At 49.7% G+C, this 21383-nt stretch carries 22 protein-coding genes; 20 read left to right on the top strand and 2 right to left on the bottom strand.

Annotated elements, in window-relative coordinates; all coding sequences use genetic code 11:
* Window position 1: 1 nt before the first annotated feature.
* Both OCV62_RS08945 and OCV62_RS08940 read right to left on the bottom strand, forming a co-directional pair.
* Window positions 2-700, bottom strand: coding sequence for a response regulator transcription factor (locus OCV62_RS08945; protein WP_021915666.1), 699 nt, complete (start codon window positions 698-700; stop codon window positions 2-4).
* 55 nt (window positions 701-755) lie between these two features.
* Window positions 756-3134 carry an endonuclease MutS2 gene (locus OCV62_RS08940; protein WP_021915667.1) on the bottom strand — a complete coding sequence of 793 codons (2379 nt, stop codon included), beginning with the start codon at window positions 3132-3134 and terminating at the stop codon, window positions 756-758.
* 257 nt (window positions 3135-3391) lie between these two features.
* Between OCV62_RS08940 and OCV62_RS08935 the strand changes: the two genes are divergently transcribed.
* From OCV62_RS08935 to OCV62_RS08840, 20 genes are all read left to right on the top strand, one after another.
* On the top strand, window positions 3392-4690 hold the full coding sequence (locus tag OCV62_RS08935; RefSeq protein ID WP_021915668.1) for a S1C family serine protease: 1299 nt from the start codon (window positions 3392-3394) through the stop codon (window positions 4688-4690).
* Between the two features lie 101 nt (window positions 4691-4791).
* Window positions 4792-5736: a 3'-5' exoribonuclease YhaM family protein gene (locus tag OCV62_RS08930; RefSeq protein ID WP_021915669.1), complete on the top strand. Its 945-nt coding sequence runs from the start codon at window positions 4792-4794 to the stop codon at window positions 5734-5736.
* Between the two features lie 144 nt (window positions 5737-5880).
* Window positions 5881-7290 (top strand): 23S rRNA (uracil(1939)-C(5))-methyltransferase RlmD, encoded by a 1410-nt coding sequence (gene rlmD, locus OCV62_RS08925; RefSeq protein ID WP_334308291.1) that lies wholly within the window; start codon window positions 5881-5883, stop codon window positions 7288-7290.
* 460 nt (window positions 7291-7750) lie between these two features.
* Entirely contained in the window at window positions 7751-9154 is a 1404-nt protein-coding gene (locus tag OCV62_RS08920; protein ID WP_262586121.1) for a DUF6329 domain-containing protein, read from the top strand.
* 56 nt (window positions 9155-9210) lie between these two features.
* Window positions 9211-9552 (top strand): LPD28 domain-containing protein, encoded by a 342-nt coding sequence (locus tag OCV62_RS08915; protein WP_021915672.1) that lies wholly within the window; start codon window positions 9211-9213, stop codon window positions 9550-9552.
* 52 nt (window positions 9553-9604) lie between these two features.
* The gene (locus OCV62_RS08910; protein ID WP_262586243.1) at window positions 9605-10537 is read left to right on the top strand and encodes a DNA adenine methylase; all 933 of its coding nucleotides are present in this window, start codon (window positions 9605-9607) and stop codon (window positions 10535-10537) included.
* The gene (locus OCV62_RS08905; protein ID WP_262586119.1) at window positions 10534-10920 is read left to right on the top strand and encodes a hypothetical protein; all 387 of its coding nucleotides are present in this window, start codon (window positions 10534-10536) and stop codon (window positions 10918-10920) included. The genes OCV62_RS08910 and OCV62_RS08905 overlap by 4 nt, the downstream gene beginning before the upstream one ends.
* Window positions 10901-11182 (top strand): AbrB/MazE/SpoVT family DNA-binding domain-containing protein, encoded by a 282-nt coding sequence (locus OCV62_RS08900; protein ID WP_021915675.1) that lies wholly within the window; start codon window positions 10901-10903, stop codon window positions 11180-11182. Before OCV62_RS08905 ends, OCV62_RS08900 begins: the two co-directional genes overlap by 20 nt.
* A gap of 75 nt (window positions 11183-11257) precedes the next feature.
* The gene (locus tag OCV62_RS08895) at window positions 11258-13984 is read left to right on the top strand and encodes a coiled-coil domain-containing protein (RefSeq protein ID WP_262586116.1); all 2727 of its coding nucleotides are present in this window, start codon (window positions 11258-11260) and stop codon (window positions 13982-13984) included.
* An 11-nt stretch (window positions 13985-13995) separates the two neighbouring features.
* Complete coding sequence (locus tag OCV62_RS08890; protein ID WP_021915678.1) at window positions 13996-14493, top strand: hypothetical protein; 498 nt, start codon at window positions 13996-13998, stop codon at window positions 14491-14493.
* Window positions 14494-14513: 20 nt separating this feature from the next.
* Window positions 14514-15071: a YodL domain-containing protein gene (locus OCV62_RS08885; protein ID WP_262586114.1), complete on the top strand. Its 558-nt coding sequence runs from the start codon at window positions 14514-14516 to the stop codon at window positions 15069-15071.
* 55 nt (window positions 15072-15126) lie between these two features.
* Entirely contained in the window at window positions 15127-15474 is a 348-nt protein-coding gene (locus OCV62_RS08880; RefSeq protein ID WP_262586112.1) for a SpoVG family protein, read from the top strand.
* Window positions 15475-15542: 68 nt separating this feature from the next.
* Window positions 15543-15734 (top strand): DUF6133 family protein, encoded by a 192-nt coding sequence (locus OCV62_RS08875; RefSeq protein ID WP_262586241.1) that lies wholly within the window; start codon window positions 15543-15545, stop codon window positions 15732-15734.
* The gene (locus OCV62_RS08870; protein WP_262586110.1) at window positions 15724-16203 is read left to right on the top strand and encodes a prepilin peptidase; all 480 of its coding nucleotides are present in this window, start codon (window positions 15724-15726) and stop codon (window positions 16201-16203) included. The genes OCV62_RS08875 and OCV62_RS08870 overlap by 11 nt, the downstream gene beginning before the upstream one ends.
* On the top strand, window positions 16200-16289 hold the full coding sequence (locus OCV62_RS08865) for an LPXTG cell wall anchor domain-containing protein (RefSeq protein ID WP_021915682.1): 90 nt from the start codon (window positions 16200-16202) through the stop codon (window positions 16287-16289). The genes OCV62_RS08870 and OCV62_RS08865 overlap by 4 nt, the downstream gene beginning before the upstream one ends.
* Window positions 16290-16345: 56 nt before the next feature.
* A complete protein-coding gene (gene cpaB / locus OCV62_RS08860; RefSeq protein ID WP_021915683.1) occupies window positions 16346-17245 on the top strand; it encodes a Flp pilus assembly protein CpaB in 900 nt (299 codons plus the stop codon).
* A complete protein-coding gene (locus tag OCV62_RS08855; RefSeq protein WP_021915684.1) occupies window positions 17242-18051 on the top strand; it encodes a P-loop domain-containing protein in 810 nt (269 codons plus the stop codon). Before cpaB ends, OCV62_RS08855 begins: the two co-directional genes overlap by 4 nt.
* Window positions 18045-19571 carry a CpaF/VirB11 family protein gene (locus OCV62_RS08850; RefSeq protein ID WP_262586107.1) on the top strand — a complete coding sequence of 509 codons (1527 nt, stop codon included), beginning with the start codon at window positions 18045-18047 and terminating at the stop codon, window positions 19569-19571. Before OCV62_RS08855 ends, OCV62_RS08850 begins: the two co-directional genes overlap by 7 nt.
* A complete protein-coding gene (locus OCV62_RS08845; RefSeq protein ID WP_021915686.1) occupies window positions 19568-20497 on the top strand; it encodes a type II secretion system F family protein in 930 nt (309 codons plus the stop codon). Before OCV62_RS08850 ends, OCV62_RS08845 begins: the two co-directional genes overlap by 4 nt.
* Before the next feature lie 5 nt (window positions 20498-20502).
* On the top strand, window positions 20503-21375 hold the full coding sequence (locus OCV62_RS08840; RefSeq protein WP_262586105.1) for a secretion protein F: 873 nt from the start codon (window positions 20503-20505) through the stop codon (window positions 21373-21375).
* The last annotated feature ends 8 nt before the right edge of the window (window positions 21376-21383 follow it).

Here is a 21383-nt window from a genome sequence, read left to right as displayed (position 1 = left end):
GTCATCTTACCTCGAATTTGTAGCCGATTCCCCAGATCGTGGCGATTTTCCAGTTTGCATGATCCTTGATCTTTTCGCGCAGACGCTTGATGTGTACGTCTACCGTGCGGGTGTCGCCAATGTATTCATAGCCCCAGATTTGATCCAGAAGCTGTTCTCTGGAAAAAACGTGGTTGGGCGAAGCTGCCAGAAAATAGAGAAGCTCTAGCTCCTTTGGCGGCATATCGACATTTTTCCCCATATACATAACGGAATAATTGGTTTTATTGATTGTCAGATCGGGATATTCGACACATTCCACAGCAGGCTTTGCCGGAACGGCAGCAGCTGGCTTGTAGCGGCGCAGCACCGCTTTGACTCTTGCGACAAGCTCCTTGGAGTCGAAGGGCTTTTCCATGTAATCATCCGCACCAAGCTCCAGGCCGAGCACCTTGTCAAAAATTTCGCCTTTGGCGGACAGCATGATGATGGGAACAGAGGAACTGCTGCGGACTTCACGGCAGACCTGATAGCCGTCGATGCCGGGAAGCATCAGATCGAGCAGAATCAGGTTCGGTGCGAAGGTATCCACAGCGCGGAGGGCGGATTCCCCGTCCTCCACGATCATCGTATCAAAGCATTCCTTGGTCAAGTACAGCGAAATGAGTTCGGCGATATTGGCATCGTCGTCAACAATCAGAATTTTCTGTTTATTTACCATAATGAACCTCGTTATTTGTTTTTGCAAAGGCGGCAGATGATTGCCGTCCTGCGGATTATTTTTTAAATTCTACAATCGTTACGCCGGCATCGCCTTCGCCGTATTCGCCCTGTCGGAAGGATTTGACATATTTGATGCGCTTTAAATGCTGCTGGATGGCCTTGCGCAGGGCACCGGTCCCCTTGCCATGTACGACGCGGACGTTTTCCAGATGTGCCAGATAAGCGTCGTCCAGATATTTATCGAGGGCGGCGAGGGCTTCGTCTACCGTTTTGCCCAGCAGATTGATCTCAGGGGAAACGGAGAAGGACTTGGACATCCGGAGCTTGCCGGTATTTGTTTTGGACATCGTAGGTGTGGTAATTGTCGCTTCCTCGATGCGGACAAGGTCTTTTATGTTCGTGGAGGTGCGCATGATGCCGCACTGCACGAAGAGATTGCCCTTTGCATCAGGCAGGCTGCTGACCGTACCCTTGAGCCCCATGGAAACAATGCGCACGGCATCGCCTTTTTTGAGCTGTTCGGGCTTTAACGCCGGAGCTTTGGGCTTGTCCTTTGCAGCGACGGAAAGCTTGCTGTTTTTGTCGTCGATGTTGCTGCGCAGCTTCTGACGCGCCTGTTCCAGATCTTTCATGGAAGCGCCGGGACCGGCTTTCTGGAAAATGCGGATCGTTTCGTCTGCGGTGTCCTTTGCTTCACGCAGAATATCCCGCGCTTTTTCATTCGCTTCGCGCAGGATACGGTCCCGCGTCTGGTCGATTTTATCGTTTTTCTCCTGCAGCTTATGCCGGAGGGCTTCGATTTCTTTTTTGTAATCTTCGATTTCGCGGCGTTCTTTTTCAATTGTAACGCGGCTCTTTTCCAGATCGGAAATAACGTCTTCAAAGCTGACGTCCTGTTCGTCGATCTGCTCCTTGGCAGCTTCGATGATTTCGTCGGAAAGACCGAGCTTTTTGGAAATTGCAAAGGCGTTGCTCTTTCCGGGAATGCCGATCAGCAGTCGGTAGGTCGGACGCAGCGTTTCCACATCGAATTCACAGCAGGCATTTTCTACAAAATTTGTGGAAAGAGCGTAGATTTTCAGCTCGCTGTAATGTGTGGTCGCCATTGTGCGGATGCCGCGGTCATGCAGATAGTTCAGGATTGCGATCGCCAGCGCCGCACCTTCGGTCGGGTCGGTTCCGGCCCCCAGCTCGTCGAACAGGCACAGGGAATCTGCGTCTGCCTTTGCCAGAATGGAGACGATGGAGGTCATGTGGGAGGAAAAGGTACTCAAGCTCTGTTCAATGCTCTGTTCGTCACCGATATCTGCGAAAACCTCTGTAAAAACGGACAGCTGCGAGCGGTCCAGGGCAGGAATGTGCAGACCTGCCTGCCCCATCAGCGTGAACAGTCCGACTGTTTTTAAACATACGGTTTTACCGCCGGTGTTGGGACCGGTGATGACGAGAAGATCGAAATTTTTACCAAGCTCGACGTCGATCGGAACGACTTTTTTGCGGTCAAGCAACGGATGTCGTCCCTGACGGATACGAACGATATGCTCGTCATTGAAAAGCGGACGGGAAGCATTCTGATCCATCGCAAGGGAAGCCTTTGCAAAGATGAAATCGAGCTGCGTCATAATCCGCTGGTTTTCTGCGATTTCAAGGGTGTGTGCACCTGCTTCGGCACTCAAATTTGCCAGAATAACGGCGATTTCCTTTTGCTCCTCGATTTCCAGCTCACGCAGCTGATTGTTTAAGCTGACAACGGCTGCGGGTTCGATGAAAAAGGTGGAGCCGGTGGAGGACTGGTCGTGCACCATGCCGGGCACCTGACCTTTATATTCCGCCTTGACGGGGATACAGTAGCGTCCGTCGCGGGTGGTAATCACGGCATCCTGCAGATAGTTCCTGACGGAACCGTTTACCATGCTGTTTAATTGGTTATGAATCTTTTCCCCGGTTAATACCATGCTCCGCCGGATTTTTTTGAGGGCAGGGCTGGCATCGTCCGCAATTTCATCCACATCGATGATGCAGCGGCGAATTTCTTTGGAAAGGGGTGCGAGGGGTTCGAGACAGTGAAAATATTCTGTCAGGGAATCCTGCTGTTCTTCGTCCTTGTCGGAGCGCCCGAAGTTTTTGACACGGGCGGTGTTTTCCAAAAGACCGGCGATGCGCAGCAGCTCTTCAGAGGAGAGGGTGCTGCCGATTTCGAGGGAGCGCAGGCACATGCCGAGGGGCTTATTGCTGCCGAAATTCAGGCTGCCCTTCTGGAAAATCCGGGTCAGGGCATCTGCAGTTTCGGTCTGAGCCTGTTCGATCTGCGCAAGATCGGTCATGGGCACGAGATCCCGGCAAAGCTGTCGTCCGGGGTCCGAGGTTGCTTTTTGCTCCAGCATATGAATGACTTTATCATATTCCAATACGCGTAAAACTTTCGCGTTCATAGTAGTTCCTTTCGTTTTTCAAAACACAGTGCCAAAAGGCACATATATTCGTTCCATAAAATGCTGCACAGCAGAATCATTACACAGGATTGATGCTGCTGTCTTGTGGTACAGGCGGCTACTCCTATCATACCATATAGAGAGAGAAACCGGGGAAAAATTTTGCGCCCGGAAAAAGTCTTTCCGGCACTTGTGTGCAGGCGGGCAGATGAGGTATACTGAAAAGTACCCAAACGGGCAGAAAGGAACCGATACTTATGGAGGATAACAGACCGAATCAGGATCTGACGAATCAGGATATCGAGTTTATCAAAGAAAAGGTAAAAGAACGACCGCTGAACCGCCGAAAGCTGTTCAAAAAAACGTTGCTGACGGCGAGCATGGCAGCGATTTTTGGGCTGATCGCCTGTGTGACCTTCCTTGTGCTGGAACCGGTATTTTCCAATCTGCTGTACCCGGAGGAGGAGCCGCAGCAGGTGGAACTGAAGGAAGAAAATATCGAGGATGAGATGCGTCCGGAGGATATGATTCTGGAAGAAGAGACGGAAACGGAGACAACGACAGAGCTGCAGACCGTTGTGGAAAAAGTTGCGCTGGAAATCGGGGATTATCAGAAGCTGTACCGGAATATGTATGCGGTGGCGAAGACATTTGCAGATCATTCGATGGTAACAGTGACCGGTGTGGTGTCGGATGTGGACTGGTTTGATAACACTTATGAAAACCAGGGACAGACGGCAGGGCTGATCGTTGCGGATAACGGTAAGGAGCTGTTGATTCTTGTGGACGATGCAGCCATCCGTCAGGCGGAGGAACTGGAGGTTTCCTTTTACAGCGGACGGAGTGTGTCCGCTTCACTGAAAGGAAAGGATGAGGAAACGGGACTCGCCATTTTGAGTGTGGCGCTGGAGGATATTCCGGAGGATATCCGGAAAAATGTCGGATCGGCGACGATGGGAAGCTCCGGCAGTAGTGTACAGGCTGTACCGGTGATTGCAATCGGACGTCCGCAGGGTGCGGAAACGATAATTTTCGGAATGGTAACTTCTGCAGATTATTATCAAAATCTTACGGATCATAATGTCCGCCTGTTGAAGACAGATATGACGGGGTTGCAGGGAACCGGAGGCGTTTTAATCAATCTTTCCGGAAAGGTACTCGGCATCGTGCACGCCGGGGAAGCAGAGAGCTCCGATGTGCTCAGCGCATATGGCATTTCCGATCTGCTGACGACGGTTGGCAAGCTGTCGAATGGTCAGAAAATCGCCCATATGGGCATTACCGGGACGGATGTACCGGACGAAATCCATCTGGAAAAACATGTGCCGGTCGGTGCATATGTGACGGGAATCATAATGGATTCTCCCGCGATGAAAGCGGGAATCCAGAGCGGCGACGTAATCGTTGGCATGGAAGGAGAAGAGATCACTTCGTTTGCAGACTATCATGCGGCGCTTCTTTCCTGTGAGCCGGACACGACGGTGACAGTCACTGTGATGCGGCAGGGACAGGAAGAATATCAGGAAATGGAGATTGAGGTGCTTTTGCAGGAGTAAGGCGTAGAGGATAGCGAAAGGCTTTTGATGCAGGGCTGCCGTTTTCGGTTTTGCGCAGCATTGTCAACAGAATAGAGATTTTTGGAAAAGAGGAAAAGAAAATGAAATTTATTAAGGATTATAAAGAAGGCGACAGAGTATTCGATATTTATCTGTGCAAGCATAAACAGTCTGCTGTGACGAAGAATGGTAAGCCGTATGAAACCGTCATCCTGCAGGATAAGACCGGCACGGTAGACGGCAAAATCTGGGATCCCAACAGTGCGGGCATCGATGATTTCGACAGCCTGGATTATATTGAGGTCTATGGCGATGTGACCTGTTTTCAGGGCGCAAACCAGATCAATATCAAACGAATCCGCCTGTGCCGCGAGGGCGAATACGAGCCTGCCAACTATCTTCCGGTCAGCAAAAAGGACATTTCCGTGATGTATCAGGAGCTGCTTTCCTATATCAACAGCATGGAAAATGAATGGCTCAAAAAGCTGATGGAGGCGTTCTTTGTAAAAGACGAGGCGTTTCTTACAAACTTCAAAAAATCTTCCGCAGCGAAAAGCGTACATCATGGATTTGTAGGCGGTCTGCTGGAGCACACGCTTGGCGTTGTGAAGCTGTGCGATTATTTTGCAAAATCCTACCCGATGTTAAAAAGGGATCTGCTTTTGGCTGCCGCGATGTGTCATGATATCGGCAAGACAAAAGAAATTTCCCTTTTCCCACAGAACGATTACACGGACGATGGACAGCTGCTTGGTCATATCGTAATCGGAACGGAGATGGTCAGCGACAAAATTCGGATGATCCCGGGCTTTCCGACTGTGCTTGCTTCGGAATTGAAACACTGCATTTTGGCGCACCACGGAGAATATGAATACGGTTCTCCCAAAAAGCCTGCGCTCATGGAAGCGATGGCACTGAATCTGGCGGATAATGCAGATGCGAAGCTGGAAACCTTTACGGAGATTCTGGAGGGAACTTCTGAAACCGGATGGCTGGGTTACAACCGGCTCTTTGAATCCAATCTGCGCATGACGCGGATGGACTAAGACGGCTCAGCCGAAGGAATGGACGCAGTGCAGCTGCGCAGGTTTTGCATAGCCGGACGTAGAAAGTACGACCGGCGTGCATTCTACGCAGCTGCAGCGGTAAAAATACAGCGCAGCTGCCGAAGCATGGAGGATGACGTGAATATACAGAAAAATCAGATTTTTACAGTGAAAATTACAGATATGGGAACTGACGGAGAGGGCATCGGACATCTGGAGGATTCCGATGCCCTTTCAGGCAATGGTTATACGCTGTTTGTCAAGGACGCGGTTCTGGGCGATACGGTGCGTGCAAAAGTCGTAAAACCGAAAAAGGGATATGCCTTTGCGCGTCTGGAAGAAGTGCTGGAACCGTCGCCCGACCGCGTGGAGCCGGTCTGTGCGTATGCGAGACAGTGTGGCGGCTGTCAGCTGCAGGCGGTTTCCTATGAAAAGCAGCTCGCCTTTAAGGACCGCAAGGTCAAAAACAACCTGATCCGGATCGGCGGCTTTGCCCCGGATTTTGTAGAGGAAATTATGGAAGCGCCGGTCGGGATGGAGCATCCGTTCCATTATCGCAACAAGGCGCAGTTTCCGGTCGGAATGGACAAAAATGGTCGTTTGATTGCGGGCTTTTATGCCGGACGGACACACACGATTATTGAAAACAGGGACTGTGCGCTCGGCGTTGCGGAAAACAAAATCGTTTTGGATATTGTGCTGGATTTTTGTACGGAAAAGAAAATTCCAGCATACGATGAAACGACAGGAAAGGGATTGCTGCGCCATGTCCTGATCCGTAAAGGCTTTTCAACAGGACAGATTATGGTTTGCCTGATTCTCAACGGCAGTTCGTTTGCGGCAGAGCAGGAGCTTGCGGACAGGCTGTTTGAAAAGGTGCCCGGAATGACCAGCTTTTCGGTCAATTCCAATACAGAGCGGACAAATGTGATTATGGGCAGGAAAACCCGGACGATCCGCGGAAAAGACCGCATTGAGGACACGATCGGCGGGCTTGTTTTCACAATTTCACCCCAGTCCTTTTATCAGGTCAATCCGGTTCAGACGGAAAATATTTACAGTCAGGCGCTTTCTTATGCAGGACTGACCGGAAATGAGACAGTCTGGGATCTTTACTGTGGAATCGGCACGATTTCCCTGTTCCTGGCGCGCCAGGCGAAACAGGTCTACGGCGTGGAAATTGTCCCGCAGGCAATCGATGATGCGCGCCAGAATGCAGTGCGCAACGGCATCGACAATGCGAAATTTTATGTCGGAAAAGCGGAGGAAGTGCTGCCGCACTTATACGAAACAGAAGGAATTTTTGCGGATGTTATCGTTGTTGATCCTCCGCGCAAGGGCTGTGACGAAGAGTGCCTCAATACCATTTTAAAAATGCGCCCGAAACGCCTGGTTTACGTCAGCTGCGATTCCGCGACCCTCGCCCGGGACTTAAAATATCTCTGCAGCCAGGGCTATGAGTTAAAATGCGGCAGGGCGTTTGACAACTTCCCGATGGGGGGACATGTGGAGACAGTGATAATGATGACGTATTGTGGTGATAAGGGGAAATAGGGTTGTATAACCACAAGATATTGTGGTTCGAAACTGAAAAATGAACAAAAATCGAGGCGGAAATGGACGGTTTTCGACCTCGATTTTTTGAGCTTTTGACAGATGACATCGGAGAAAGGAAGGGAGAAAATAGATGACAATGGAGTAACTTGTGAATTTATAAGCAAATTATTTAGTGGGGGGAGATAGAAGGGAAAGTAAAAAGAAGTCAACAAGAGTTAAATACTGAGCGCATTGGTGTTATTTGGGGGAATAAAGTATTATTGATTTTTTCATCATAAGAAAGCCGTAGTTTCTCTTTTATGAGAGCTGCGGCTTTTTTTCGTAAAAAACACAGGATAGCAGAAAGGAGTACATCATGTTAAAAGTATGTTTTCAAGCCATAACTACAGGTCAGAAGATATGGTCCAGATTCCCTGCGCCAAGGCAGACGATAAGGGAAATGTCAGGGCAGCTGGGAATGAATGCAGCGAAAATTGTAGAAGTAGAATCAGGCGGCAGCGTATTTGCCCCATATCTGATCGGGAAAGAAGTACCACCAGAAAAAGGATATAAAGAAGTCGATTTTTTGGAGCGGCGCATGGAGTGCCTGACCAGAAAAGAACAGCAGGTCTTTCAGGAGGCACTGGAGATGGAACATCCTGAGACGCTGGAAGAAATGGTAAACCTGTCCTGTAACCTGGATAAATTTGAATTATTGGAAGATGGAAAGGTTATCAGGACGGGAGAAGTGCTGGATACAGTGTATGATTCGGAGCCGTTACCGGATGTAGGATATGAAAAGGATTCGGTATTTTGGCTGCGGCTGGATTCTCCATTTTATAAAAGGGACTATGGCAGATGGTATCCCCTGTCCCTTCCTGCGGATGAGGAAAAGCTGGAGAGGGTCGCGGAAGTGCTGGGGGTGTCTGATATAGAAGAAGGAAGGATTTGTTTTTATGGAAGCCGGTATCAGGGGATAGAAGAGGTCCTTCCGTTGTCCTATGGAATCAGGGGGATGAATGCATTTGCGGGGTGTTTAAAACAGGAGAAGTTCCTGTGCTCGAAAGAAGGGATGGAAAAATTGTTTTCTGCTTTGGAAGCAGAACGTCCGGAAAATATGCAGGAAGTGGTGGAAATTGCCATGCGGCTGGAACAGTATGAGTTCCTCCCGGAAAAAATTGTGACAGCGGAGGATTATGGAGAATATCTGCTGGAGGAGGCACAGATTGTTTTGGATGAGAAAATCGCGCCATTTATTGACATAGAAGGCTATGGATTCTCCCAAATGGAAAAGAATGGAATCGTACAAACGGAACATGGCTTGATATTCCGGAAAGATAAGCCAATACAGATGCTGCCGAAGGAATTTGAGGGGATACGACTGTTTAGCCCCTTAACGGCGCTCATGTATGGACAGGAAGGGTATGAATCAGATGAGCCTGAGGAAATCACGCCAACGCAGCTGTGCAGGTATGTCAGTGCGATCAAAAAGCAGCTCATAAAAGAGCAGCTGGATACAGAAGGCGACCGTGGGTTAGCGGAATATATAAGAAACCGGATTCTTAGACAGAAAGTATTCCGGATGTTCCCCGATGTGGAAGTGTGGCAGGGGGAGCTGTGGGGAGTATTGGAGATAGAAAGCTATGGGAAGCTTTCAGATACAGAGCTGAATGCGGTAATAGCTGAATGGAGCGGTCAGGCAAGCGACGGATGGGGAGAGGGATTTGAGCAGCGCCCGATCCGGACAGAAGAGGGGGACTTGTATGTCAGTTTTTGGAATTCGGGCAGCGACTATTTCATTACGACAGAAGAAAAGTTAAAGGATGCATCATTGCGGCATTCAGATGTCGGGAGGGGAGGGATAGGGATGCGGATGGGATGAAGGAAGCAGGGGAGCTTGGAAGAGGAAAAATCAAAAGATAAGGAGAGAAGAAAACAATGGGATTTGATGCAAAGATGGAAGGATATGATCTGGTCGAGGTAGACGGAAGGGTTTGCCTGTTTTCTTATATGAGGCTGGACCGGAATAGTGTGCCGGAAGGGATTTTTTGCTATGAGGTGGAGGACTCGGAGAGGGAGGACTGCAGTTTTGGAAAAATAAAAGAGCGTGTGGAACACAGGCGGATGGGAAGTATCCTTTGCAGGGAAAAGCTGCCAATTGGGGCGGATGGGGAGTATCATCCGGAAAATCCTGTAAAAATGGCAGGAGAATATATTTCGCTGGGAGAATTTCAGGAGATTTCTGAGACAGAATTAAAGCAGTGGCTCGGGAGAAAATAAAATCCGGGCAGGAGTGGATATTGTATGAAAAGAGGAAAGGACAGGGGGAAAGCTGAACAGTTTTATTTCATGGGTAGGCGGTAAAAAAGCGCTGCGGAAAACCATTTATGGGATGATGCCCGCAAAATATGACCGCTATATTGAGGTTTTTGGTGGTGGCGGCTGGGTATTGTTTGGAAAAGAACCGGACAAGGGTGTGATGGAAGTGTTTAATGACTACAATGCAGACCTGATCAACCTTTACCGGTGTGTAAAAAACAGGACATGGGAGCTTTTGCAGGTGTTGGGGTTTTTGCCGCTGAACAGCCGGGATGAGTTTATGGAGATTAAAAGCTTTCTGGAAATGGGGGAGTGTGGCAGAAAGCAGGTAGCAGAAGAACTGGAGCTGGCATTTCACAATCTTCCGCCGGCAGAATTTGAGGAGATGCAGGGGCTTTTGCAGGGGAAAGCAGTGGCAGAGGATGTGCGGAGGGCAGCCGCATTTTATAAGATAATCCGCTACAGCTATGGGAGCGGCTGCACGTCCTACAGTTGCCAGCCTTTTGATGTGAGGAAGGTTTTTTCTCTGATCAGGGAGGCGGCGGAACGGCTTGCGGATACCGTGATTGAAAATAAGGATTTTGAGGCGCTGATCCGGCAGTATGACCGGGAAGGCGCTTTTTTCTATTGTGACCCGCCCTATTATATGACGGAAGATTATTACGAAGTGAGTTTCCCGGAGCAGGACCATATACGGTTAAAAAACACGCTGGCAGGATGTCAGGGAAAGTGGATGGTCAGCTATAACGACTGCAGCTATATCAGGGATTTGTACGCAGGGTATTATCTGACCGAAGCAACCCGCCTGAATAACATGGCACAGCGCTATGAGAAAGGGAGCGAGTACAGGGAGCTGATCATTACGAACTATGATCCGGAGGAGAAGCGTCGCAGCAGCGGTCAGATGACTCTTTTTGCCCCGGAATTTCTGGGAGGTGGGGGATGACAAATCTGGAAAAACTTTACCGGGCACGGGAACTGATCGAATCGCGCACCGGGGGCAGACAGCAGCTGGCTTTAGGCTGGGATGGTATGCCGGCGGTAAGGATAGAGGATTCCTGCATGGTCGGCGTTTATTTTGCACTGATAAAAAATATGCTGACAGGGATGTATGACAGCCGGGTAAAGGGATACATCCGGACGTGCGGCGGATACAGGCCGGGGGCGAGGATGAAAGACCTGACGGAAGAATGTGCACAGATTGCTTCCCTCGTGCTGGATTTGGAAAAAATGGAAATCAGTGTGACAAAAGAGGAGGCAGAAGCATTTTGCCAAAATCTTGCGGAAATAGAAAACAGGGAGGGGAGTAGTGGAGAAGAGGATATATAAGCTGATGGATGCAAAAGGTAGGGTATTGATTCCAAAGGAGCTGCGTGTGGAAACCGGGATTGGATATGGGGATATCGTGGCGTTGGAGATAGCGGACGGGAAGGTAACACTGCGTAAAGTGACAGTGATCGAACCGGGTGACCAGTCCCCGGAGACGGTAGAAGCATTTGTGAGGGCAGCGTTCCGTACAATGCCGGACCGTTTAAGGCTGAGCCTGATATCAGACCTATCAGGGCTTTTAAATGAGGAAAAAACGGGATGAACAAAAAAGGTACAGGCAGGTGCAGGGACCCAACCGGTCCAGAAGAGAAAACGATTAATGAGAAGAAAGGAAAAGATGATGGAAAAAAGAAAAAAGGATGGCTGTGAAACCAGCCGTAATAGACAGAAGAAGGAAACTGGAAAAAGGAATCGTATCGTTTTGCTGGCAGGGGCAGGAATTGTGGCAGCGGCACTTTTGACAGGAGGACTTATGCATGGATGCAGGGAAAAAATCCCGACCATGCAGGAAGTTTTTGAAGCATATCTGGAGGGAGAGGACAATGGGCTGGAGATGCTTTCGGGACTGGGGGAGAGCGAAAAGGAAAAAGTGATCGATACCGCAATCCGGATGCTGGAGGGACTGTTCGGGGATGGAAGCTCCTTTGACCGTGAATCTGCGGTGAAAGCGCTGGAACAGGCGATTCTGGAATTAAATTTAGGGCTTTCCGGAGAGGAAATCCATCAGTTGGCGGAAGCTCTTACGGATTTATATGTGAATGCCTATCAGGAAGTGTACACATCGGAGCAAAAGACGCAGACGACGGTCAAACATCTGGAAAGCAGTGTGACAGCGCAGATGGAAGAAAACCTGTCGTCCGTTTCGGAGCATCTGACGCAGTTGGACCTTCAGATACAGGATAACCAGAATACGCTGGAGCAGGTTTTTTCTCAAGGGGAGTCTCTTGGGACATCTGTTGAAAATCTGAAGGAAAAAACGGAACTGATCAGGGAACAGGTTTCGGAGTCCATGAAAGAGATTGGGGAAGGGCTTTCACGGGTCGATCAGGCAGTCGGACAGACACAGGAAAAGCTGGAGCAATATCATGCAGCACATGAAGAAACGCTACGGGAAAGCTCAAAAGAGCTGCAAAAGCAGATTTCGGGCGTCAGGGAGCAGCTGGCAGATGCACAGGAAACCCTTTCGGATACATTAAAAGAGATGGCTCAGAAAGGGCAGCTGCATCAGGAGGAGCTGTTAAAGCAGTTTCAGGAATTGGACGATGCGGTCAAAAAGACACAGGAGCAGTTAACGGAAATCGGGGAGAGCGGACAGAAAGCGCTTGCAGAGCTCGGTACAGATTTAAAGGGAGAGATGGCTGACAAGAAGAGTGAGCTGGAAGGGATACTGGAAGAGCTGGAGAAGAATCTGCAGGGAACGGCAAAAGAAAATATGGAATATATAGAAAGCCGTTTCTCTTCGATGGAGCTTTTGACAAAGGCATCATTAGAAGAATTGTCTGAAAACATCAATCTGTCTGCAGCCGGGCTTCAGGAACGGCTGTCGGAAATCCATGTGCAGATTTCTGATACAAAAGAACAGATCGGTGCTGCGCTGAAAACGATGGACCAGAAACAGGAGGAAAACTGTCAGGAGCTGATGCATGCTATCGAGGAAGCCACAAAAAAGATAGACGGTGAACTGGAAGCTGCATATCTGCAGCTGGAGGTACTGATCACACAGCTTTCAGCGGATACAGAAGCCGATCATGCAGAAACGTTAAAGGTGCTTGACGGGATGCGGGCAAGCCTCGGGACATCAATGCAGCAAAACCTGGATCAGCTGAATGCGTCTTTTTCTTCCTTGAATAGTGCTTTGGAAGTTTATTTTGAGAAATTGCAGGAGGCGCAGGGTGCCGGTCAGGATGCTATCGGGGAGCTGGGAATAGATTTGAAGGGGAACCAGCAGATTATTTTAGATAGTATTTCTGCCCATGGTGCGAAGGTACAGGAAGGGCATTCCGGTATCAAAGAAAGCATTACGCAGCATAACGCCAGCATGAATGCAGGGCTGGAAGGGGTCGGCAATGCTGTTGGCGCGTATCAGACCAGTATGCAGGAATTTCTTACGCAGCTTAAAACGGAATTAAACGACCAGTTAAAATCGGTTTTTACATTTGTGAGTAATGGAAAGCAGGGATTGGCATCCGCATTGCTCACAAAAGGGATGGAAGTAAGTCAGGATGCCACATTTTCACAATTTAGGGAAGCTATCCTGCAGATTCCCCAGAAGCTTGTGATCGGCGTGCAGGAGGTACCGGGGGAAATTTCCTATGATTACCATTACCACACAGACGCAGAGGGGACGCATGTGGGGGAGGTTGCACATCAGGATGTGGAGGGTGGCTGCTATACAAAGGCAGTTTACCATACCCATCAGAACGCTTGCTATAACTGGACGCATGAGCATAACAGCCATTGCAAATCCCATCCGATCTGGGTGGACTGGGCTGGCGGCGACCCGTATTGGGGAGTTGCTTATGATTGCGGTGACCAGCCGGCAAATAAGCGCGGAAGTTTAAAATGTAAGCTGCCCACATCAGAGGATGGGAAGCCGATTTATTATGAGCTGGGCTGTGGACTCAGCGATGGTCAGATTACCGGAGCGCACATCGTGTATCCGGAAGCCGGAAAAATGGATACAAGCCCGCGTGTGATGGAAGTGCCGGAAATAGGCCTGGAGCTGATCGTAAGACCGCAGGCAGATACAGCGCCTCCGCCGCCGATGCCAAAACCGGAGAATGGGGATGTACCCGAAACGGAAGAGGAAACTGTAGATACAGACAGCCCGACCGAAGCAGAGACAGAAGGGGAGAGTACAGAGGAAAGTACGGAAGAGGCCGGGACGCTTCCGGAAACAGAAGAGGTCATAGAGAAACCTGCAGAAACAGAAGAAATCCAGACGGGCGTTCCATCCGAGGACGGAGGTGTAGAAGAGACTGAGCTTGGACAGGAAGAGACGTCTGGAGAGACACACGGGACAGTAGAGGACATGACGGCAGAGGAAGGTGCAGGAGAAATGTGAGGTATATAAAGATGTATACAGAGAAAGATTGCGAACCATGTGATGGCTCCCAGTGCCTTATAGACAGGGTGGTCGTGTTAAGGCAGGAGGAGAAAAGCGGCCAGATTTTTCTGTGCCTCGGGGGAGAAGGTTCCGGGATTTTAGCAGAAAGGGGGGCGCTTCGGCTGATCTGTTTGGAAAACGGGGAACGACATATCGGGTGGCGTGAAAATATGCTCGGTATATTGCGGCCGGAACTTCTCGGGGAAAAGGAAAGGCTGCATCTGTCACAGATTTGTCCGGGTGGAAGAAAGCCGGAGGGGAATGGGCGGTACTGGGGGTATTGTTTTTTAGAGGATGGCAGATTGTCGGATGGGGTTGCCTTAAGAAGTATGGAGGAAGCGCACCGATATGTACTGATGCAGAAAAGATACCAGTACCGGATCAAAATCTGTAGTCTGGACGGACAGGTAATACTGGAGGAAAGACAGGGGAAAAGGGTAGAGCCTTCGGGCGACCTGCTTGAATAAAAGGATTTTGGGAGGAACAGATGGCAAAGCAGGTATGGATTGAAAACGGGATCATCGTGTTCTATGGGAACCGTGCCGGATATGTGAGGGAGGGATATGCGGTGGCAGACCCTGTATTCCACACGTCGGAGCTGGAGGGGTTTCTGAAAAAGCAGGGGCAGATCAGGGATATCGTTTGGGAAGAAAGGACGTTTGAACTGCTGGAAAGCCGAAAAGATATTAAGGAAGCCCCCGGAGGTGTGAAGCGGGTAAGAGTATGGCAGTTAGACCCGGGAGTGGATATTGAGATGAAATTTATCAGCTATGCGGAGACAAAGAGGCTGTTTGGGGAACCGGACAGGGTAAAGTATCGGATAGTCTATGACGGGATCGCCAAGACGGATGACCTTGAAAGCCTCTATTATGCGTTTCAGGCAAAGCTTCCGGAAGGATACAAGGGGCATGTCCTGTCTGTCAGCGATGTCCTAGAACTGTATGATGGACACGGAAGCACATTTTATTATGTGGATCAGATCGGGTTTGTACAGATACCGTTTGAGGGAGCAGAGCCGGAGATGGAGTCATGTTTAGAAATGTAGCACGAGGAAGGGGAGGTCATGAAAAAACAGAACAAAAGAAAAAGGAGAGCACATTATGCAGGAGGTAGAGGTACGGATTACATCCGTGTGCCCGCCCGGAGGACAGGGTGGGATCAGAGCTTACGCATCTGCAACGATCGGAGGATGCTTTGGAGTGCGGGGAATCAAAATTGTAGAAGGAGGCAGGGACGGTCTGTTCGTGTCAATGCCAAGCCGTAAAACAGTGGATGGTTATTCGGAAGTATGTTTTCCTGTAACTGCAGAATTCAGGGAACAGCTTTATGGAAAGGTTCTGGGGGCATACCGGCAGGTGATGAGGGAGGTACAGACAGCGGCAGTGCAGGGATATGGAAGCCCACCGCCGGGACCGGGAGAAGAAGCAGGGTATGTGCAGATGCAATGAAAAAATGGAGGAATGGGAAGATGGGAAAATGGAGAAATCAGGTAAGGAAAGCCCACACGGCTGTAGTCATGAAAGTATGGGAGGCAAAGACAAAGCTGGCAGAAACGTCGGGAGAAGGATATGTGGATACCGCAGTAAAAATCCTGATCGCAGTGGTATTGGGGGCGCTGCTTCTTGCCGGGCTGTATGCATTGTTTAATGATACGGTACTGCCCACGCTGACGAACCGGGTCAAGGAGATGTTTGATTATGCAGGCTGAGCCGGCATTTCAGGCTGCAGAGGTGTTTTGGATGGAAATGCTGGTTTCTACAGCTTTTTTTTCTTTGCTTGCAGCCGTTTCGGTCAGGGACATCTGGTATCGGGAGGTTTCAGACCGGCTGCAGGCAGGGATTGTGATGACGGCATGCCTGAGGGTGTTATTTTTGAATGTTTCCCCGTGTTATATTCTGGGAGGATTCATTTTAGTGCCGTATTTGGTTGCGGCATTATGCGGAAAAGAGGGAAAAGGGATTGGCGGCGGGGATATTAAGCTGGCAGGGAGCAGTGGAATGGTCCTCGGTCTGCAGGGGGCGGTCAGCGCATCGTTGATCGGCCTGGTATTGTTTTTAGGATATGTCTATTTGCAAAAAAGGGCGGATGGAAAGGAAAAGGGTTTTCCATTGTGCCCTTTTTTGTGCTTTGGAGCAGCTGTTATTTATTGTTTACAGACAGGAGGATGGATGAGATGAGAAAAAAAGGAATGCTTGTGTTAGGGATCATGGCCGCTGCCACGGCAATAGGGATTTATTTTGGGCGCAGAAGAAAACAGGCGTAACAGGGAGGGGCGGTATCCAGACCGCCCCTCTCTTGTAGAGAAAAAGGAGAATATCAATGCAGTTTTTTAAGAATCGGACAGTTTTGGGGGTAATGTGTATTGCAGCGGCACTGCTGATCTGTTTCGGCATCACGCCGCTTTTTAACAAAAGTCTTGCAAATAAGGCGGAGATCGTGCGGGTCGTAAAGCAGATTAAAAGCGGGGAAAAGATTACGGCGGATATGGTAAAGACAGTGGAAGTAGGAAGCTTTAATCTTCCTGAAAATGTAGCGCGAAACCCTTATGCGGTGATCGGGAAGTATGCGGTGGCAGATTTTGTGGAAGGGGACTATATCCTGACTTCCAAGGTGGAAGTGGAACCGGCTGCAGAAAATGCTTATCTGTATCATCTGGATGGAAAAAAACAGGCAATCTCCATTTCTGTAAAAGCCTTTGCCAATGGCTTGTCCGGAAAGTTAAAGAGCGGGGATATTGTTTCAGTGATCGCGCCGGATTACAAAAAGCAGGGGACGACAGAAATACTGCCGGAATTAAAATACATGGAAGTGATCGCGGTAACGGCATCCAGCGGAAATGATGCGAATACAGAAGCGCAGGAAGAAGGGGAAGAAAAAGAGCTTCCGGGAACCGTAACGCTTTTGGCAGCCCCGGAGCAATCAAAGCTTTTGGCAGAGCTGGAGGCGGAAGGGAAAATCCATTTATCCCTGGTCTATCGTGGAGAACGGGAAAATGCTGAAAAATTTGTGGCTGCTCAGGATTCCATTTTAAAGGGATTGGAAAAAGAAAAGGACGGGAAGGACAACGGACAGACAGAAGATATGGAAGTGCATGTAACCGATAAATTGCCTGAAAATGATGCTGAAGCAGAAGATACAGCAGAGGAAAGCCTGTCTGCAGATGAAATACAGGAAAGCGAAGAAAGTACAGAAGAGCCGCAGGAGGTGCAGGAGCCTTGAATTTTATAAAAAACAGCATTTTCTGCCATCAGCCAGAGGAAGAGGAAGCGTATCGGGAGGAACCGGAAAACCAGATGCTTGCGGTGTGGGGGAGTCCGGGGTGCGGAAAAACGACAGTCGCATCCAAGCTTGCCATGCGGCTGGCAATGCAGAAGCAGGACGTAGCACTGCTTCTGTGCGATATGAATACGCCAATGCTGCCCTGTATCTGTCCTCCGGGGGAGCTGGAAGAAGAGCATTCTTTAGGAAGTATCCTCGCAGCAGCCCATGTGACGGAGAATCTTGTGCGGCATCATTGTATTACCCATAAGAAACTCCGGCATCTGACAATCCTTGGAATGCGGAAAGGGGAGAATGAATACACTTATCCGCAATATGAAAGGGTGCAGGCAGAGGAACTGCTGGAGTGTTTGAGGAAGATCGCACCATGTATCATCATTGACTGCAGCAGCTATATCGCCAACGACATCCTTTCCGCAGTTTCCCTGATGGAGGCTGATTCTGTGTTGAGGCTGACAGGGTGCGACCTGAAATCTGTCAGCTATTTTTCCAGCCAGCTGCCGCTTTTGAAAGAAAGTAAATGGGATGCGGACAAGCAGTATAAGGCTGCGAGTAATGTTCGGCCGAATGAAGCGAGCGCACATATGGAGCAGGTGTTGGGGAATACCGTATTCCAGATTCCATATTCCCGAGAAGTGGAAGAGCAGGTGCTGCAAGGAAACCTGTTTAAAGAGCTGGGATTAAAGGAGAGCAGAGGCTTTCGGAGGGCGATAGAGGCGGTAACCGGGGAGGTGTTTGGATGTTAGGCGAAAGGCGAAGCCGGGCCGGATGGTGCGCAGACCTATCTGAAGCTTTTAAAAATCCAGATGTAGAGGAAACAGAGGCGGCGACGGAAAGGGAGCAGAAAGAAGAAAAGGGACGTTTACCTGAAAACAGACCCTGCACAGGAAAAGAACCGGGCAGGATGAAAAGCAGCGACCTGTTTTTTGCCTCAGGAGAGAGCCGGGATTTTTCTTCCGTGCTTCGGGAAGTGCAGGGGTATCTGTCAAAGGAGTACAGCGGTCTTGTAACGGCGGGGGGAAGCGATGAGGTCAAAGCACAGATCAGGCGGTTTGCAGGAAAGTATATCCAGGACCACAGGATATGTGTGGCAGGGATGGGGACGGAGGAGCTGATCGATGCTATTTATTCCGAGATGGCGGAATTTGGCTTCCTGACAAAATATGTTTACGGAGAAGGGATCGAGGAGATTGACATCAACGCATGGGACGATGTGGAGGTACAGTTTTCGGGCGGGGAGACGAGAAAGCTGGAGGAACATTTTGAAAGCCCGGAGCATGCGGTCAATGTGGTCCGTCGGATGCTGCATGTATCCGGTATGGTGCTGGATGATGCCAGCCCGAGCGTGCTGGGACATCTGGCTAAAAATATCCGCATTGCTGTGCTAAAAACCCCGGTGGTGGATGAAGATGTGGGTGTCGCAGCGTCAATCCGTATCGTAAACCCGCAGAATATGAAAAAAGAGGATTTTATAGATGGCGGGACTGCCACGGAGGAAATGCTGGATTTTCTGGCGGAGTGTATCCGATATGGCATTTCCGTGTGTGTGGCGGGGGCAACCAGCTCGGGAAAAACAACACTTCTGGGGTGGCTTTTGACAACCATACCGGACAATAAGCGTATTTACAGCATCGAGAACGGTTCGAGGGAGCTGGCTTTGGTACGCAGAAAAGAGGGACGGGTGGTAAATTCCGTAATCCATACCCTGACCCGTGACAGTGAAAATGAGAGGCAGAGGATTGACCAGACGGCGCTGCTCGATATGGCCCTTCGGTTTAATCCGGATATTATCGTAGTCGGGGAAATGAGGGGACCGGAGGCAAATGCGGCGCAGGAAGCGGCACGGACGGGAGTGGCGGTCGTGACGACGATCCATTCCATGAGCTGTGATGCGACATACCGCCGGATGGTTTCCCTGTGTAAGCGTGCAGTGGAGATGCGGGATGAAACGTTGATGGGTTTTGTGACGGAAGCGTATCCGATCGTTGCGTTCTGTAAGCAGCTGGAAAACAAGGAAAGGCGTTTAATGGAGATCATGGAATGCGAGATACTTCCGGACGGGACACGGAGCTTCCGGCCATTATTTGAGTATCAGATTGAGGAGAACCGGATCGAAAACGGGAAATTTATTGTAAAAGGCAGCCACCGGAGGGTCAATGCCATTTCGGATAGCCTTAGGAGGCGGCTGATGGAGAATGGGATGCCGCAGGAGATGTTGGTGCGGCTTGCTGCACCGTTGAATGGAAGGAAGGGACAGAAAAAATGATCGCAATAGAAACGCTTGCCTGTGCAGGGCTGGTAACAGGGCTTTTTTTGCTTCTGAATCTCAATATATCAGAATTTACAGAGGGGCTGTTTGATTCGTTTATCCATCCCAGACAGGGGATCAGGGAAAAAATCAGGGAATCGACAGGGAAACGAAAGAAGGGAATCCTGCGCCGGGAGATTCTGGAAGCACAGGAAGTGCTTGAATTGACCGGGCGGGGGGAACGGTTTTCAATGGTGTGCGCCGTTTCGCTCATACTGTTTTTGATCGGGGCGGTCTTGGCAGGGCTTTTGGGGAGTTTGCTCTTAGCCCCGGTTTTGGCGTCAGGATTTTTGTTTCTCCCGTTCTGGTATGTGAAGCTGACCGCGCACCATTACAAAAGGGATGTATCGGCGGAGCTGGAAACAGCGTTGTCCGTGATAACGACGGCATACCTTAGGACGGAGGACATCGTGACGGCAGTAGAAGAAAATATTTCGTATCTGAACCCGCCGGTATCAGAAGTGTTTGGAGCGTTTCTGATGCAGGTGCGGATGGTGGACCCGGATATTGACGCAGCACTGCATACGATGAAAAGACGGATTGATAATGAGGTGTTCGGGGAATGGTGTGATGCTCTCAGCGACTGTCAGAGAGACCGCAGCCTGAAAACGACGCTTGTACCGATCGTGTCAAAATTATCCGATATGCGTAATGTAAACGCAGAGCTGGAATACCTCATCGCAGAGCCGAGAAAGGAGTTTCTGATCATGGTCATCTTTGTGGTTGGGAATATCCCGCTGATGTATCTGTTAAATAAAGAGTGGTACGGAGTGCTGATGCATACTGTCCTGGGGCAGGTCATCCTTGCAGGGACAGCGGCAGCAATTTTTATTTCAGCGGGTTTTGTAGTGAAACTGACCCGTCCGATCGAGTACAGGAGGTAATACCAGTGACAGTTCTTCTTTTTTTATTTGGTGTATTTCTGGCGATGGGGCTGTTTTTTCTGGCAAGCTCTTTTTTAAGGCTCCCGACGCTCAGGACGGCGCGGGCGATGCTGGGGACGGTCCGGCAGGAAAAAAAGACGGTAAAGACCATAGAAGCCTGTCTGATGTCAGCGGCAGTGTATCTGTCAAAATATATCCATATGGAAGCATACCGGAGAGGGAGGCTGGACCGGATATTAAAGGCAGGGGGAATGAACCTTTCCCCGGAAGTCTATCAGGCGTATGCCCTTGTAAAGACAGGGGCAGTATTATTGGGTACCATCCCCTGTGTGCTTTTTGTTCCGCTCTTAACCCCGGTAATCGTCATTTTGGCGGTGCTGCTATACTTTCAGGAGATGCAAAAGGCCGACGAACGGTTGAAAGCAAAGCGGGATGAGATTGAAGCGCAGCTTCCGCGGCTGGTCGCAACGATCGAACAGGAATTAAAATCAGGCAGGAATGTGGTCGGGATGCTGGAGCGGTTTCGCATGAATGCGGGAGAGAGCCTTTCAGGTGAGCTGGATATCCTGATAGCGGATATGAGGTCCTCTAACTATGAAGCTGCATTAACACGTTTTGAATCAAGAATCAACTCCCCGATGCTGTCGGATGTGGTAAGGGGGCTGATAGGGGTGCTGCGCGGGGATGACAGTGCTGTGTATTTTCAGATGCTGTCCCATGATTTTAAGCAGATCGAACTGCAGAGGTTAAAGGCAGAGGCGCAGAAGATACCGCCTAAGATAAGGGTGTTTTCCTTTGTGATGCTGATGTGTTTTTTGCTCACATATCTTACGATCATCTGTTATGTGGCAATAGAGAATCTGGGCGGGATGTTTTAAAGAAAGAA

Source organism: Gallintestinimicrobium propionicum, assembly GCF_025567525.1.
In the GTDB taxonomy this organism is placed as follows: domain Bacteria; phylum Bacillota; class Clostridia; order Lachnospirales; family Lachnospiraceae; genus Gallintestinimicrobium; species Gallintestinimicrobium propionicum.
The sequence above is the reverse complement of the archived record's forward strand: the minus strand, read 5'-3'. Positions and strand labels throughout refer to the sequence as shown.

What these genes read in the sequence shown, in the direction of transcription:
- OCV62_RS08905 (WP_262586119.1), top strand. Translation starts at nt 10,534, where the DNA reads ATGACAAATCTGGAAAAACTTTACCGGGCACGGGAACTGATCGAATCG.
- OCV62_RS08885 (WP_262586114.1), top strand. Translation starts at nt 14,514, where the DNA reads ATGGCAAAGCAGGTATGGATTGAAAACGGGATCATCGTGTTCTATGGG.
- cpaB (WP_021915683.1), top strand. Translation starts at nt 16,346, where the DNA reads ATGCAGTTTTTTAAGAATCGGACAGTTTTGGGGGTAATGTGTATTGCA.
- OCV62_RS08930 (WP_021915669.1), top strand. Translation starts at nt 4,792, where the DNA reads ATGAAATTTATTAAGGATTATAAAGAAGGCGACAGAGTATTCGATATT.
- OCV62_RS08945 (WP_021915666.1), bottom strand. Translation starts at nt 700, where the DNA reads ATGGTAAATAAACAGAAAATTCTGATTGTTGACGACGATGCCAATATC.
- OCV62_RS08865 (WP_021915682.1), top strand. Translation starts at nt 16,200, where the DNA reads ATGAGAAAAAAAGGAATGCTTGTGTTAGGGATCATGGCCGCTGCCACG.
- OCV62_RS08850 (WP_262586107.1), top strand. Translation starts at nt 18,045, where the DNA reads ATGTTAGGCGAAAGGCGAAGCCGGGCCGGATGGTGCGCAGACCTATCT.
- OCV62_RS08920 (WP_262586121.1), top strand. Translation starts at nt 7,751, where the DNA reads ATGAATGCAGCGAAAATTGTAGAAGTAGAATCAGGCGGCAGCGTATTT.
- OCV62_RS08845 (WP_021915686.1), top strand. Translation starts at nt 19,568, where the DNA reads ATGATCGCAATAGAAACGCTTGCCTGTGCAGGGCTGGTAACAGGGCTT.
- OCV62_RS08940 (WP_021915667.1), bottom strand. Translation starts at nt 3,134, where the DNA reads ATGAACGCGAAAGTTTTACGCGTATTGGAATATGATAAAGTCATTCAT.
- OCV62_RS08935 (WP_021915668.1), top strand. Translation starts at nt 3,392, where the DNA reads ATGGAGGATAACAGACCGAATCAGGATCTGACGAATCAGGATATCGAG.
- OCV62_RS08875 (WP_262586241.1), top strand. Translation starts at nt 15,543, where the DNA reads ATGAAAGTATGGGAGGCAAAGACAAAGCTGGCAGAAACGTCGGGAGAA.
- OCV62_RS08880 (WP_262586112.1), top strand. Translation starts at nt 15,127, where the DNA reads ATGCAGGAGGTAGAGGTACGGATTACATCCGTGTGCCCGCCCGGAGGA.
- OCV62_RS08870 (WP_262586110.1), top strand. Translation starts at nt 15,724, where the DNA reads ATGCAGGCTGAGCCGGCATTTCAGGCTGCAGAGGTGTTTTGGATGGAA.
- OCV62_RS08890 (WP_021915678.1), top strand. Translation starts at nt 13,996, where the DNA reads ATGTATACAGAGAAAGATTGCGAACCATGTGATGGCTCCCAGTGCCTT.
- OCV62_RS08915 (WP_021915672.1), top strand. Translation starts at nt 9,211, where the DNA reads ATGGGATTTGATGCAAAGATGGAAGGATATGATCTGGTCGAGGTAGAC.
- OCV62_RS08895 (WP_262586116.1), top strand. Translation starts at nt 11,258, where the DNA reads ATGATGGAAAAAAGAAAAAAGGATGGCTGTGAAACCAGCCGTAATAGA.